General features: G+C 64.0%; 12 protein-coding genes. 8 read left to right on the top strand and 4 right to left on the bottom strand.

The window, feature by feature from the left end; all coding sequences use genetic code 11:
* Positions 1–62 precede the first annotated feature (62 nt).
* From tpiA to ACVWYQ_RS05810, 3 genes are all read left to right on the top strand, one after another.
* Positions 63–818 (top strand): triose-phosphate isomerase, encoded by a 756-nt coding sequence (tpiA, locus tag ACVWYQ_RS05820; protein ID WP_456725504.1) that lies wholly within the window; start codon positions 63–65, stop codon positions 816–818.
* Positions 819–958: 140 nt separating this feature from the next.
* The gene (gene secG / locus ACVWYQ_RS05815) at positions 959–1,342 is read left to right on the top strand and encodes a preprotein translocase subunit SecG (protein ID WP_036009912.1); all 384 of its coding nucleotides are present in this window, start codon (positions 959–961) and stop codon (positions 1,340–1,342) included.
* Positions 1,343–1,508: 166 nt separating this feature from the next.
* Entirely contained in the window at positions 1,509–3,140 is a 1,632-nt protein-coding gene (locus ACVWYQ_RS05810) for a CTP synthase (RefSeq protein WP_157283627.1), read from the top strand.
* Between the two features lie 43 nt (positions 3,141–3,183).
* Here the strand turns inward: ACVWYQ_RS05810 and ACVWYQ_RS05805 are convergent, their stop codons facing one another.
* On the bottom strand, positions 3,184–4,842 hold the full coding sequence (locus tag ACVWYQ_RS05805) for a hypothetical protein (protein WP_271537748.1): 1,659 nt from the start codon (positions 4,840–4,842) through the stop codon (positions 3,184–3,186).
* 213 nt (positions 4,843–5,055) lie between these two features.
* Between ACVWYQ_RS05805 and ACVWYQ_RS05800 the strand changes: the two genes are divergently transcribed.
* From ACVWYQ_RS05800 to ACVWYQ_RS05790, 3 genes are all read left to right on the top strand, one after another.
* Positions 5,056–5,382 carry an NIPSNAP family protein gene (locus ACVWYQ_RS05800; RefSeq protein ID WP_271537750.1) on the top strand — a complete coding sequence of 109 codons (327 nt, stop codon included), beginning with the start codon at positions 5,056–5,058 and terminating at the stop codon, positions 5,380–5,382.
* Between the two features lie 113 nt (positions 5,383–5,495).
* Entirely contained in the window at positions 5,496–6,344 is an 849-nt protein-coding gene (gene kdsA / locus ACVWYQ_RS05795) for a 3-deoxy-8-phosphooctulonate synthase (protein ID WP_271537752.1), read from the top strand.
* Positions 6,344–7,552 carry an MFS transporter gene (locus tag ACVWYQ_RS05790; RefSeq protein WP_271537754.1) on the top strand — a complete coding sequence of 403 codons (1,209 nt, stop codon included), beginning with the start codon at positions 6,344–6,346 and terminating at the stop codon, positions 7,550–7,552. Before kdsA ends, ACVWYQ_RS05790 begins: the two co-directional genes overlap by 1 nt.
* A 57-nt stretch (positions 7,553–7,609) precedes the next feature.
* Here the strand turns inward: ACVWYQ_RS05790 and ACVWYQ_RS05785 are convergent, their stop codons facing one another.
* Positions 7,610–8,680, bottom strand: coding sequence for a CobW family GTP-binding protein (locus tag ACVWYQ_RS05785; RefSeq protein ID WP_271537756.1), 1,071 nt, complete (start codon positions 8,678–8,680; stop codon positions 7,610–7,612).
* Between the two features lie 116 nt (positions 8,681–8,796).
* Here ACVWYQ_RS05785 and ACVWYQ_RS05780 point away from each other — a divergent pair, with 116 nt between their 5' ends.
* Together ACVWYQ_RS05780 and ACVWYQ_RS05775 are read left to right on the top strand one after the other, a co-directional pair.
* Positions 8,797–9,885: a cyclase family protein gene (locus ACVWYQ_RS05780; protein WP_456725503.1), complete on the top strand. Its 1,089-nt coding sequence runs from the start codon at positions 8,797–8,799 to the stop codon at positions 9,883–9,885.
* A 465-nt stretch (positions 9,886–10,350) separates the two neighbouring features.
* Positions 10,351–13,734: an autotransporter domain-containing protein gene (locus ACVWYQ_RS05775; protein ID WP_456725502.1), complete on the top strand. Its 3,384-nt coding sequence runs from the start codon at positions 10,351–10,353 to the stop codon at positions 13,732–13,734.
* Positions 13,735–13,782: 48 nt separating this feature from the next.
* Here ACVWYQ_RS05775 and ACVWYQ_RS05770 read toward each other — a convergent pair whose 3' ends face one another.
* Entirely contained in the window at positions 13,783–14,580 is a 798-nt protein-coding gene (locus ACVWYQ_RS05770; RefSeq protein WP_271537762.1) for a substrate-binding domain-containing protein, read from the bottom strand.
* A 15-nt stretch (positions 14,581–14,595) separates the two neighbouring features.
* Positions 14,596–15,060: a preQ(1) synthase gene (queF, locus tag ACVWYQ_RS05765; protein ID WP_271537764.1), complete on the bottom strand. Its 465-nt coding sequence runs from the start codon at positions 15,058–15,060 to the stop codon at positions 14,596–14,598.
* Positions 15,061–15,071: the final 11 nt, after the last annotated feature.

The raw sequence follows: 15,071 nt of genomic DNA, 5'->3' as shown, positions 1-15,071 counted from the left end.
TCTGGAACTGCAGGAGCACCTCTGCTAGCGCATGAACAAACCTCATTCTGCTGGACATTGACATGACCGACGCCATCCGACCGCTGATCGCGGGCAATTGGAAAATGAACGGCCTGAAAGCCCAGGCTGCTGAATTCGACGCCATGCTCAACGACGCGGCAGACGCGGCTGGCAAGGCCGACCTGCTGGTCTGCCCGCCGGCGACCCTGGTTGCGGCGTTCGCCGAGAAGGCGCGCGGCAAGAAGGTCGCGGTCGGGGCCCAGGACTGCCACCCCAAGGCCTCCGGCGCCCACACTGGCGATATCGCCGCCGAAATGCTCGCCGATGCAGGCGCGACCGCCATCATCGTCGGCCATTCCGAGCGCCGCGCCGACCACGGCGAGGGCGACGCGCTGATCCGGCAGAAGGCCGAGGCGGCCTGGCGCGCCGGGACCGTTGCGATCGTCTGCATTGGCGAAACGCAGGGCCAGCGCGACGCCGGCCAGACCTTGGACATCCTGCGCGGCCAGCTCGACGGCTCGCTGCCGGATGGATCGACGGCGGCCAATCTGGTCGTGGCCTATGAGCCGGTCTGGGCGATCGGCACCGGGCTGACCCCCACAGCCAAGGATGTCGAGCAGATTCATGGCTTTATCCGGGAACTCCTGACCATCAGGTTCAAGGCTGAGGGCGCGAAGATGCGAATCCTCTACGGCGGCTCGGTCAAGCCCTCGAACGCGGCCGAACTGATGGCGGTGAAGAACGTCAATGGGGCTCTGGTCGGCGGTGCCAGCCTGAAGGCGGCCGATTTCCTTGCGATCGCCAAGGGCTGCCCCTAGCTAAGTCCAAACCGCGGGACCGGGCCCGATCGGGGGTGGCATTGCCACCTCCGATCGTGTAACACCGCGCAACTTCAGGAAAACCCGCGAAGCGCGATCGGCCGCCGTCAGGCGCCGCCCGCTTGTGACGGAAGGATATCATGCAGACCGTTGTCATCGTCATCCACCTCATGATCGTCGCCGTCATGATCGGTGCCGTCCTGCTCCAGAAGTCGGAAGGCGGCGGCCTCGGCATGGGCGGCGGCGCGGGCTTCATGTCGAGCCGCGGCACGGCGAACCTTCTGACGCGGACCACCGCGATCTTGGCCGTCGGCTTCTTCCTCACCAGCCTGTTCCTGTCCTGGTATGCCGGTTACGACCGCAAGCCGTCGTCGATCATCGGCCAGCCCTCGCAGACCCAGCCGGCCGGCGGGTCGCCGATCGCGCCGCCGACCTCGGGCGGCATCTTGGATTCGCTGAAGAAGGCTGACGAGCAGCAGCAGGCACCGGCTCCGACCGGTCCTCAGGTGCCGCGCTCGCAATAAAGCAGGGGGGCCATGCAGGGCGGTGGCTACCGTCCTGCATCAACAATCCCCATCAAGGCACTGTCATCACTCTTCGTTTCGGCTCACCCACAGGCCCGCAAAATCTTTGGGGCGGAATGCGAATCGCTTTGGCGAATCGTATTTAGGGGATTAGAGGTTAAGTCCCATGGCGCGGTACATATTCATCACCGGCGGCGTGGTTTCTTCGCTCGGCAAGGGTCTGGCTTCGGCGGCACTGGGTGCCCTGCTGCAGGCCCGAGGCTACAAGGTCCGCCTCCGCAAGCTCGACCCCTATCTCAACCTCGATCCCGGAACGATGTCGCCGTATCAGCACGGCGAAGTGTTCGTGACCGATGACGGCGCGGAGACCGATCTCGATCTCGGTCACTACGAGCGCTTCACCGGCCGTCCCGCGACCAAGGCCGACAACATCACGACCGGGCGCATCTACCAGGACATCATCTCCAAGGAGCGCCGCGGCGATTATCTCGGCGCGACCATCCAGGTGGTTCCGCACGTCACCAACGCCATCAAGGAATTCGTCCTAGACGGCAACGACGATTACGACTTCGTGCTGGTCGAGATCGGCGGCACCGTGGGCGACATCGAGGGCCTGCCGTTCTTCGAGGCGATCCGCCAGCTCAAGAACGAGCTGCCGCGCGATCACGCCGTCTACATCCATCTGACGCTGCTGCCCTATATTCCCAGCGCCGGCGAATTGAAGACGAAGCCGACGCAGCACTCCGTGAAGGAACTGCGCTCGATCGGCATCCAGCCGGACATCCTGCTCTGCCGCACCGATCGCGAGATCCCGAAGGAAGAGCGGCGCAAGCTCGGGCTGTTCTGCAACGTGCGCGAAAGCGCCGTGATCGAGGCGCGCGACGTCGACAACATCTACGCGGTGCCCGAGGCCTATCACAATGCGGGCCTCGACGATGAGGTGCTCGCCGCCTTCGGCATCGGCTCGCGGATTCCGCCGGAGCTGCGCAGCTGGCAGCAGATCAACGAGCGCATCCGCAACCCCGAGGGCAACGTCACCATCGCCATCGTCGGCAAGTACACCGGCATGAAGGATGCGTACAAATCGCTGATCGAGGCGCTCTCGCATGGCGGCATCGCCAACAAGGTGAAGGTCAATCTCGACTGGATCGAGAGCGAGATCTTCGAGAAGGAGGATCCGGCGCCGTTCCTCGAGCACGTCAACGGCATCCTGGTGCCCGGCGGCTTCGGCCAGCGCGGCGCCGAAGGCAAGATCAAGGCGGCGCAGTTCGCGCGCGAGCGCGACGTGCCGTATTTCGGCATCTGCTTCGGCATGCAGATGGCGGTGATCGAGGCCGCGCGAAACCTCGTCGGCATCGAGGACGCCAACTCCACCGAGTTCGGCCCGACCAAGGAGCCGCTGGTCGGCCTGATGACGGAGTGGCTGCGCGGCAACGAGCTGGAGAAGCGCTCGCAGGCCGGCGACCTCGGCGGCACGATGCGGCTTGGCGCCTATCCGGCAACGCTCAACCGCGGCAGCCGCGTCTCGCAGGTCTATGGCGGTGCAACCGAAATCTCCGAGCGTCACCGCCATCGCTACGAGGTCAACACTGCCTACAAGGACCGCCTCGAGCAGCACGGCCTGAAGTTCTCAGGCCTCTCGCCCGACGGCGTGCTGCCTGAAATCGTCGAGTACGAGGACCACCCCTGGTTCATCGGCGTCCAGTTCCACCCCGAACTGAAGTCGCGCCCCTTCGAGCCGCATCCGCTGTTCGCTTCGTTCATCGAGGCAGCGGCGAAGCAGAGCCGGCTGGTGTAGCCGGCTCGGTCTGCCCTGACCAAAGTCTTGCTCGCACGTCCGGTTACGCGGCCGCGATGTCCATCCTGCGGCAGAAGCAAGATGCCTCGATCGGCACCTCCGCCCGCGACTGGGCGAGGTCAAGTCGCTGCTTGATCAGCGGCCTCTCGGCCTTGTCGCCACGCCGCATGAGACATTCGTGCAAACCGTGAAGCGACCACAGATTGTCGGGATGCTGGCAGGCCCGGCTCAGCTTTCCATCGAGGCCGAGATCGGAACGGTACACTGCCTCGGCTTCCTCGACCCGTCCCTGCTCCAGCAGCAGCGCGCCGAGTGCGTGACGCGGTGGCTGCATCCATCCCCACGGCTCGTCATAGGGCAAGGCGTCGCTGAGCGCGACCGATCTGCGCAGCTCAGCGAACGCGAAGTCGTAATTGGCTTTGCGATATTCCAGTTCGCCATTCAACATGGCTTCGGCCACGCCGAGCAGGGCGACGACCTTGTTGTTGTGCACGAGCCGGCTCTCCGGCACGCGCGTCTTCGCCTGTGCGAACAACGCTTTCTCGGTTTCGGCCTCAGTGACGTGGCCAAGCGCCGAATGAGCCACCGCCTTGGCGTAGTGGATCATCGCCGTCACAGAGCAGTATAGCTCGCGATCCTCCGGCAGCTGTTGGGCAATGATGTCGTGCCATTTGCCGAAACGCACGAGAACGTGCTGCTTCATCGTCAAATAGCCTTCCAGGAAGTCCGCCATGGGGGGCGATTGAATGCGCAGCACTGGCTCGGGCACGGTGGCAATGAGTTCCTCGGCCGCTGCGATAGCGGGGGCGTATTGACCCAGGAACATCGCGCCGTAGATGGCGAAGTGGAAGTTGTGAATGACATAGACCAGGTAGACACCCGGATCGTCCGAATAAGCGAGGAATCTGCGGTCGGTCGCCAGCGCCTTCTGATTGTAGAGCAGGACGTCGTTGTACTGCCCGCACAGCACGTCGAGATGCGTCGGCATGTGGATCAGATGGCCGCTATCGGGGGCGATCCCGCGCAGCCGGTCCCCAGCCCGCATCGCCCGTTGCGGGAAGGGCGACATCTCCATGAGGTGGACGTAGAGATGGAGCAGCCCCGGATGATTCCACGCAGCCGGCCATCCATCGAAAGCTTGTTCGAGCACGGCCCTGCATTCCTCGGTGCCAGCGCCCTTGGTGGGTTCTCCAGACTCAAGGTCCCACATCAGCCACGGCGTCTCATTCATGATCGATTCGGCAAAGATGGCTCGGACATCGAGATCTTCGGGATACGTGGCGAAGACCTTTCGCATCTCTCGCGTGAAGGCCTTGTCCCACGGCGCCATGTCCTCGATCGCTTCACGCTGCGGATAGCGCACCGACAAGGCGCGGATCAGCGCTTGCTCGACCGGGCTCGCCTTATCCGCCTGCGCGAGCGCGTCCTGCGTCGCATCGTATGATGCCGCCAGCGCCAATTGACGGCCTTGTGCGTCATAGCGGACCCAGGGCAGGTTGTAGTTGGGACCCGCGGCGTAGCCGATGCCCCAATGCGCCATGGCGCAGCTGCTATCGAACTCGAGCGCCTTGCGAAAACATTTGATTGCCTCGCCGTGGTTGAATCCGAACACCCAGTTGAGCCCTCGGTCGAACCAGAGCTGCGCATCGGGCGAGGTCGTCGTGATTTTGCGGCTGTAGGGTCCGAGATCAAAATAGGTCATTGCCTCTGCCCCCCTTTGATCGCTTCGGTCGTTTTGCCGATTGCTCGGGCCGTCGGCGGCTGATCCGTCCGGACCGAGCCTGCACATTATCAAGAGCGCCGGCTCCGCGCTATCGAGCTATGCGCGAAACGCCATGAGGTCGCCCGGGTGAGGCTCAAGACAGAGTTGTGGCCAGCGGGTATAACCGCCGCTCCTGCCAGGGAGGGAGCAAGAATGATTTACGAAATGCGTATCTATCGTTGCGTGCCCGGCCGCCTACCGGCATTGCTCAAGCGCTTCGAGACCGCCACGCTAAAAATCTGGGAGAAGCACGGCATCAAGCAGGCCGGGTTCTTCACCACCCTGATCGGCGAATCCAACCAGGACCTGACCTATTTCCTCGCCTGGGACTCGCTTGCCGAGCGCGAGAAGAAGTGGGGCGCGTTCATGACCGATCCGGACTGGATGAAGGCGCGCGCCGAGAGCGAAGCCGACGGCCAGATCGTCGCCAACATCGTCAGCCAGATCCTGACCCCGACCGCCTTCTCGGCGGTGAAGTAGCAGGCGGCGGGCAGGGAACCCTGGCGCAACCCTGATATTCGGACCGCCCGGGCGGAAGAGGGTTGATCCGACCCTCGTGGCGGCTATGGTCGCGCCGAAACGAGGGATTTGCCTTGAGCTCTTCGAATTCAGCGGCGCCGGTCGTCACCATCGGCAGGGTCAAATTCGGCAATGATTTGCCGATCTCGGTCATTGCCGGGCCCTGCCAGCTCGAGAGCCGCCAGCATGCGCTGGAGGTCGCCTCCGCGCTGAAGGAGATCGCCGCGCGGCTGAACTTGGGCCTCGTCTACAAGACCTCGTTCGACAAGGCCAACCGCACCAGCGCGGCGGCGGCGCGCGGGCTGGGCCTTGCGCAGTCGCTGCCGATCTTCGCCGAGATCCGATCCTCGCTCGGCCTGCCTGTCCTGACCGACGTGCACGAAGCCACGCAATGCGCCGAGGTGGCGCAGGCCGTGGACATCCTGCAGATTCCAGCCTTTCTGTGCCGGCAGACCGATCTGCTGCTGGCGGCGGCCGCGACCGGCAAGGTCGTCAACGTCAAGAAGGGCCAGTTCTTGGCACCCTGGGACATGGCCAACGTCGTGACCAAGATCACGAGCGCCGGCAATCCCAACGTGCTCGTCACCGAGCGCGGTGCCTCGTTCGGTTACAACACGCTCGTCTCCGACATGCGCGCGCTGCCGATCCTGGCGCGCACCACCGGCGCACCCGTCATCTTCGACGCCACCCATTCGGTGCAGCAGCCGGGCGGGAAGGGGACGTCCTCGGGCGGTGAGCGCGAATTCGTCCCGGTGCTGGCGCGTGCAGCTGTCGCGGTCGGCGTTGCCGGCGTCTTCATCGAGACCCATCCCGATCCCGATCGCGCGCCTTCCGACGGTCCTAACATGGTGCCGCTGCGCGAGTTCGAAGGGCTCATCGCCCGGCTGATCGCGTTCGACGCGCTGGCAAAGAATCCGCGCTGATGCAGCAGAGCGAGGCGCGGCCGCCAGATCCCGGCTTGCCGACGGCGCTCTACGTCATCTCAGGCGCAAGCTTCGCCGCTGCCTTGTCGGCCCGTGCACTCGATCCGGTGCTGCCGCACGTCGCCGAGGATTTTGGCGTCAGCATCGCGACCGCCGCGGGCTTTGCCGCGGTGTTCGCCTTCACCTTCTCGATCATCCAGCCGATTATCGGCGCCGCCGCCGATCTGTTCGGCAAGACGCGGCTGATGATCGGCTGCCTCGCGCTGCTCGGCCTCGCCAACATCCTGGGCGCATTCTCGACGTCGTTCTCGGTTCTGTTTGCGACCCGCATCCTCGCGGGCATCGGCTCCGGCGGCGTATTTCCGGTGGCGCTCAGCCTGACCAGCGATCTCGTCGGGTCCGAGAAACGCCAGGTTGCGATCAGCCGCACGCTCGCCGGCGCCATGACCGGCAATCTGCTCGGCGCCTCGGCCTCCGGCCTGATCGGCGATTTCCTCGGCTGGCGCGGCGTGCTGGCGGTGCTCGGTGTGCTCGTGATCGTCGCGTCTATCGCAGTCGCTGCCGGCTTTCGTGGCGCCAAGGTCAAGCATCCGCCGAAGACGAGCCTGTCGGCGCTGAAGGCCGGCTATCGCACCATCTTCACCAACCCGAATGCCTATGTCTGCTATTCGGCTGTGTTCATCGAAGGCTGCTGCGTGCTCGGCCTGTTTCCCTACATCGCTTCGTTCCTGTTCGAGCTCGGCCAGACCTCGTTGTCGATCGCCGGCATCGTCATCGCCGGCTTTGCGGTCGGCGGCCTGTTCTACACGCTCACGGTGTCGCGCCTGCTGCCTTGGCTCGGCGTGAAGGGCATGATGATCGCAGGGATGACGCTGGTCGCCTCACAGCTCATCGCCGTCGCCTTCGGTCCACGCTGGGAAGTGCAGGCGCTGAATCTCGTCGTGATGGGCTGGGGCTTCTACATCGCCCATGGCTGTCTCCAGGTCTTCGCCAGCGAGCTCTCGGTCGAGGCGCGCGCCACAGCAATGTCGCTGCATTCGTTCTTCTTCTTCATGGGGCAGACGGTGGGGCCGCTCGCCTACGGATTCGGGCTCCAGCATGCCGGCAAGATGGCGACCTTGTCTGCAAGCGCCGCGATCATGGTGCTGCTCGGCCTCGTCTGCGCGCGGCTGCTCAAGCAGCGGGCGCCGTCAGACGCCCGCGTCTGAGCGCGCGTCCGGAAGAAGCGCCCTCTCAAAAAGCTTCGCGAGCAGTCTTTGTGGTGCTCAGGCGCTCGCGTGGGCCTCCCGCCAGAGGTCAAGCACCTCGTGGCGCGTAATGCCACGGGTGATGAACACGATGCGTGAACGGCGGTCGGCATTGGGCCATTTTGCCAGCGCCACCGGCGGATGGAAGACGTGGTGGACGCCATGGACCGCGACCGGTGTGGCTTCATCGCGAAGATTCAAGATGCCCTTGACCCGCAAGAGGTCCTCGCCCCGGGTGGCACGCAGATGTGCGAGCCAGCGCGATACGGCCATCCAGTCAAGGGGATCGTCGAATGCGATCATGAAGCTGAGGATCGACGCGTCGTGGCTATGATGCTCGTGATGGGCATGACCGTCATCGTGATGATGGCCGCGCTCATGCGCAGCCTTGGCGATGTCGGCGAACGCCTGCTCGTTGAGCCAGCGCTCGATATCGGCTGTCTTCTTTTCGGGGTCAATGAGGGCGGCGCCGAACAGTTGAGCCGGATCGACCTCGCCATGCGCCACGTTCTCGATCCTGGCGCTGGGATTGAGCCGACGAAGCCGCAAGTCCAGTGCGTCAGTGTCATTGACCAAATCGCGCTTGGTGATCAGCAGCCGGTCAGCGAGCGCGACCTGCTTCACCGCCTCGTATTGGCGGTCGAGCTGCCGCGCTGCATTGACCGCGTCGACGGTGGTCACCACGGTGTCTAGCCGCAGGAAATGCGAGACCAAGGGGTTGTTCAGCAGCAGCTGAGCGATGGGAGCGGGGTCAGCCAACCCCGTCGTCTCAACCAAAATCCTGCGGAACGGCGGGACCTCGCCACGATCGCGGCGCACCAGCAGCGCGCGCAGGGTCTCTTCCAGATCGCTGCGAATAGTGCAGCAAATACAACCACTCGCAAGCACGGCGACTTCGCCGTCCACGCGTTCCACGAGGAGGTGGTCGAGGCTGACCTCGCCATATTCGTTGATGATGACGGCGCTGTCCTTCATCGCGTCGTGGCGCAGCAGGCGGTTGAGCAATGTGGTCTTGCCGCTGCCAAGAAAGCCGGTGATCAGTGACACCGGAGTCCGCTCGGCGGATTTGTCGCTCTCGAACAGGCTCATCGGCGTCCTCAACCCTGGTCTTATTTTTGTCGCTGGACAACAGCCTAATGGAGGACGAGCATTCCGAAAACAGGATCTTAAGCCCGATCTCAGCGGGCACACCCCGGGAGGAAGCGATGGACCATACCAAAGGCGATGAAGAGAAGGGCGGTGCGGCGACCGATCGGCGGACCTTGCTCCGCACGGCAGGTCTTGCTGGTGCGGCTGGGGCGGCGTTCGCAGGTGCGATGCACGGCAAGTTCTCACTCGCACCGATCACCGCGGCCCAAGCCCAAACCCCGGCGATGCCAAGGGGCGTGGACAAGCCTTGGTGGCCCTCGAAATGGGGCAAGGACGACGAGGCTGGCGCGTCGAACCACATCACGCCAGCGAAGGTTCTCGATGCCGTGAAGTGGATCAAGGATGGCAAGATCTACAAGATCGGCCGCGTTTACGAGCAAGGCATGCCGTTGTTCGGCGCCCGCGCATTCTCGTTGCGCATTCCCGGCGGGCCGACTGGCGGCCCGTTCGGCGACAACAAGCTCGTCTATCACGACGAGTTTCTCGCCACCGAAATCGGCCAGACCGGCACACAATTCGACGGACTCGGCCATATCGGTATCCAGCTGGGCAAGGACGGCGACAAGAGCGAGATGCGCTTCTACAACGGCTTCACTGCCGCTGAGATCGGCGACGCCTACGGCCTGAAGAAGCTTGGCACCGAGAAGCTCAAGCCGCTGTTCACACGCGCCCACCTGATCGATATGGTCGCGCTGAAGGGCGGCATGATGGATGCGGGCCAAGAGATCACCTCGGCCGATATCAAGGCGGCGCTGGCGAAGCAAAGCATCGCGGAGAGCGACATCAAGCCAGGCGATGCGATCATGTTCCACACCGGCTGGGGCTCCCTGTGGATGAAGAACAATGATCGCTACAATAGCGGCGAGCCCGGGATCGGCCTCGATGCCGCGAAGTGGATCATCGAGAAGGATCTCGCGCTGACTGCGGCCGACACCTGGGCGGTCGAAGTGGTGCCCAATCCCGACAAGTCGCTCGCTTTCGCGGTTCATTCCGAATTGCAGACCAAGCACGGCATTCTCAACCACGAGAACCTGATCTTCGACGAGTTGATTGCCGACAAGAAGTACCAGTTCGTCTACTGCTTCACGCCGTCGCCGATCAAAGGCGCGACCGGCAGCAATGGCTGTCCGATCGCGATCACCTGAGGCGGATAAAACGCGGGTGGGCGGGCTTCCCCGCGCACCCGCGAAAGGCCGCCCGATCTGCCCCGCCCGCGATAGGCGCGAGGCCGGGAGGCATTGCTCCCCATCCTGACCGCGCTCGGCAATGCCGGCCTCACCACCATCCTCTCCGGTTTCGAGACTACTTCCACGGTAGGGGAGCGCGATCGCCGTCCGGACCGACGAGCCGCGCCGGCTGCGCCGCTTCGCGCTGTTCCGGTGTCGCGGGTGCTCAGAAAATATGCAAATTTTTGTTGCTCGACAAACACATCGCGCCGAAAATCGTTCAGCCATGCGTGATGACACCGATCATCGATGGTTCGCGGGTGGCGAAGCAGCTAGATATTCGCTGTTTGAATTATCTGACAATCGAGGGCAGCTGCAGCGCAGGGCCCAGCGGAATTTTCAATGATCCGGGCGGACGGGGTTGGGCCCACGCGTGGGGCGCTCTTGAAGGCTTTTCTCGCCGGCACAGCTCTTGCGACGGTTGCCTTGGTGCCGTCCCTGGCGCGAGCGCAGGTCTGGCAGGACGGTGGCATCGACAACGGCAATTACAACGCGCCGTCCAATTGGTCGACTGGTACGGTCCCCGACACCGCGGGTGAAACCGCGACCTTTTCCTCGACTGGCACGACGGCCGTCACAGTCACCCTTGGCCCCATCGCGCCCCAGTCCTGGATTTTCGACGCTGCCTCACAAGGCTACACAATCAGCGGTCAGGCGGTGAATTTTGTCGCCGGCATCACCAACAATGCCGTCGGTGTCGGTACTTTCATCTCGATCAGCAACAACATGACGGGCGCGACGATCTCGCAGGCAGGGTCGAGCCGGTTGACGCTGTCCGGCACCAACTCGTTCACCACCACCAGCGTTACCGCCGGAACCTTCGTCAACACCGGCAGCCTGACGACGTCGCTGACCGTCAGTGCGATCGCGAGCAATCAAGGTACCCTGATCGGCGACATCACCACCACCACCGGTTTCTCCAATCTTCCAGCCGGCATCATCTCCGCGACGACGATTGCCAACAACGGTGGCACGTTCTTCAACAATGGCTCGATCACGACGACCGGAGGCACGACCAATGCCGCCGGCGCCACCTTCAACACGACGGGCACGGTCAACGGCGGACTGACGAATGCGGGCACGGCCAACGCGAGGGGCGTGTTCAATGACGGCATCACCAACCAGGGCAGCGGCGCCTTCGCGCTGAGCGGCGACCTGACCACCAATGGTGCGGTGACCAACAACGGGACATCGAGCCTGGCCGTGCAGTTCGGCAGCTTCACCGGCATCACGACGCTGACGAACAATTCGACCTCGGCCACGGCGGTCCAGGTGGCGGCAGGCCGGACGCTGAGCGCGACCAGCATCGTCAACAACGCCGGTTCCTTCACCAACGCAGGTACGGTGACGACGACCGCCGGGACGACGAACGCAGCCGCCGGTACCTTCACGACGACTGGAACGGTCAATGGCGGACTGACGAATTCCGGCACGACGAACGCAGCCGGCACGATCAACGGCAACGTCGACCATCAAGGCGGTACCTTCACGGTGACCGGTGCGCTCACCGTCAACGGGACCCTGACCACCGGTGCAATATCCGACCTTTTTGTCTCAGGCGGCGATCTCACCGTAACGACGCTGATCAACCAGGCCAGCGCGATGATTCACGCCACCTGGATCGACGCCGGCCGGACGGTCAATGCGACGACCGTGACCAACGACGGCAATCTTGGAGTCACGGGAACGCTGAATGCGACAAACACGATCAGCAACGCCATCGGCGCCAATATCGTCGTCGACCCCACCGGGACGATCAATGGATCGATCAACGCCGCCGGCGGATACACGCAGCTCTATGGGACGATCAACGGCAACGTGACACTGTCCGGCGGTCTCGCTTCGATGAACACCTATGGCGGCACCGTCACGGGGCGGGTGGACATGACGGCTGCCGGTGCGAATGTCTACTCGACCTCGGGCGGCGCGACCTACGGCTCACTCGCCGGCGTGGCGGGCACCCAGCTCAATACGGGCGCATTTGCCTTCACCGTCGGGGGCGACAATTCGACGTCTGTGTTCGCCGGATCCATCATTGGCACCGGCAGCTTCGTGAAGACCGGGTCCGGCGCCCTGATCCTGTCCGGCGATAGCAGCAGTTACACCGGCACCACCACGGTTGACGGCGGCACGCTCGTCGTGTCGGGATCGATGGCGTCGTCGGCTCTCACCACCGTCAATTCCGATGGATACCTGACCGGAAACGGTGCAGTCGGAGCCGCCCTGATCGCGGGAGGCTATTTCTCGCCGGGTGCGCCGGGTAGCCCGGGAACCTCGATGGCAGTGACAAGCCTCGTGATGCAACCTGGGGCGTACTTCAATGTCTTCGTCAATCCCACAACCTCCACCTTTGCCAATGTTGCCGGCAATGCATCGCTTGGCGGCGCCACCGTTAGTGCAAATTTTGCGGCCGGCTCTTACGTCGCCAAGCAGTACACGATCCTGAATGCGACCAGCATCACCGGCGCGTTCAGTCCTACGGTGACCAATATTGGCCTGCCGTCAGGTTTTCACACCAGCGTGAGCTATGACACCACACATGCTTATCTGGACCTCGCGCTGAACTTCGTGCCCCCGTCCGGCAACCTCAACGGCAATCAGCAGAACGTCGGCAACGCGATCATCAACTATTTCAACGCCAACGGCACCATCCCGATGGTGTTCGGTAGCCTGACGCCCGCCGGCTTGACCCAGCTCTCCGGCGAGGTCGGCAGCGCGCCGCAGCAGGCGACCTTCAACGCGATGAACCAGTTCATGGGCGTGATGACCGATCCATTCATCGCGGGCCGCGGCGATCCCATCAGTGCGGGCGGCACGCCGAATGCTTATGCGGATGAGACCGCCTTGGCGTACGCGCGCAAGCGCAAGCCGGACGACGCATTGGCTGCGATCTACACCAAGGCACCGGTTGCACCGTCGTTCGAGCAGCGCTGGAGCGTCTGGGCGGCAGGCTTCGGCGGCGCGCAGCAGACCGACGGCAACGCCATCGTCGGATCGAACACCACCACAAGCAACCTCTATGGCACCGCCGTCGGTGCGGATTATCGCATCTCGCCGGATACGCTGGTTGGCTTCGCGCTCGCCGGCGGCGGCACCAACTTTACCGTGGCGAACGCGCTCGGCGGCGGCCGGTCCGACCTGTTCCAGGCCGGCGCCTTCCTCCGGCACATCGTCGGCCCTGCCTACATCACCGGTGCGCTGGCCTATGGATGGCAGGACATCACCACAGATCGCACCGTGACGGTTGCCGGCGTCGATCGCCTGCGCGCTGAGTTCAACGCCAACGCCTATTCCGGCCGCCTCGAGGGCGGCTACCGCTTCGTCACGCAGGGCGTCGGCCTTACGCCTTACGCCGCAGCGCAGTTCACGACGTTCGACCTGCCGGCTTACGCCGAACAGGCCATCGTCGGCGGCAACCTGTTCGCGCTGGCCTATGGTGCCAAGAGCGTCACTAACACCCGCACCGAGCTCGGCCTGCGCACGGACAAATCCTTCGCCCAGGCCGACGGGATCGTCACCTTGCGCGGGCGGCTCGCCTGGGCGCACGACTTCAATCCGGACCGCGCCATCGGAGCCACGTTCCAAGCTCTGCCCGGCGCGAGCTTTGTCGTGAACGGCGCGGCGATGGCCGCCGATTCCGCGCTGGTGACGGGATCGGTCGAGAAGAAGTGGCTGAGCGGCTGGTCGGCTGCCGGTACGTTCGAGGGCGAGTTCTCGAACGTCACGCGCTCCTACGCAGGCAAGGGCGTGGTGCGGTACGCGTGGTGAAACGGATCCTGTCGGGACAGGACCTGGACAGACGCACTGAGAGAGGCGTTATTTCGCCCCGCCGGTCGCGATGGGCTCCATCCCGCTCGCGATGATGGCGTCGTGCGCGGCGGGGGAGGCGAGGAAGTTTATCAAGGCGCGGCCAGCCTCCGGCTCCTTCGCGCCCGTCGCAATCCCAGCCGAGAAGATCGTGATCCTCTGCAATTCGTCCGGCAGGGGACCTACGATGTCGATGCCCTTGACGGGCTTCAACTCGCTGATCTGCTGAAAGCCGAGCTCGGCCTCGCCGTGCGCGACGATCTCGCCGACCGGCGTCGCCGGAATCTTGCGCGCCTTGTCCTTCATGGACTCAGTAATGCCGAGCTTGTCGAACATCTCGGTCGAGACGTAGACGCCACTGGCGCTATCGGAATAGGCGATCGTCTTCGCCGCCAGCAGCGCGCGCTTGACCGCATCGGCCGAGCTGATGTCCGGCTTCGGCGCGCCCGATTTCACCGCGATTCCGATCGGCGACTTCGTGAGATCGACCTGGCTGCCGGCGACGACCTTGCCTTTGCTCGCGAGGTCGCTGAGGGCATAGCCCACCATGATCAGGACGTCGGCCGGCTCGCCGCGCTCGAGCCGGACCGGAATCGCGTTCGCGGTCATTCCCATCGACGGCCCATATTCGGTGAGCACCTTGTGGCCACTGGTCTTTTCGAATTCCGGCACGAGCGCCTTGTAGGCCGCCGTCAGCCCGCCCGAAATCATCACCCGCACCTCAGCGGCATCTGATGTGCCGGTCAGCAAGAGGAGGCCGAAGAGGCCTAGCGCCAAATTACGGAATGTTGCCGAGATTGATGTCATCGTCTTCGCCTCTAACTAGCCCCGTCCGCGATAGGGCGCGACGCCTTGCTCGGGCACCCAAAGGCCCTTCGGCACGCGGCCGGTCTGCCAGAACACGTCGATCGGGATGCCGCCGCGCGGATACCAATAGCCGCCGATGCGCAGGAATTTCGGCTTGATCTCCGACGCGATACGCTTGCCGATCATCACGGTGCAGTCCTCGTGGAACGCGCCGTGATTGCGGAAGCTCGCGATGTAGAGCTTGAGCGATTTCGATTCCAGCAGCCAAGCGCCTGGCGCGTAGTCGATCATCAGATGCGCGAAATCCGGCTGGCCCGTGACCGGGCAGAGCGAGGTGAATTCCGGCACCGTGAAGCGGATCAGATAATCCGTGCCTTTCTGCGGATTGGGCACGCGGTCGAGTTGGGCCTCTTCCGGCGTGTGCGGCCATTCGACCGCGCGGCCGAGCTGGAGGGACTTTTTCGCCATCGTCGTCAACATCCTGTTTCGGA

This window comes from Bradyrhizobium sp. USDA 3397, from assembly GCF_054060965.1.
This window is presented reverse-complemented; position numbering and strand designations above follow the sequence as displayed.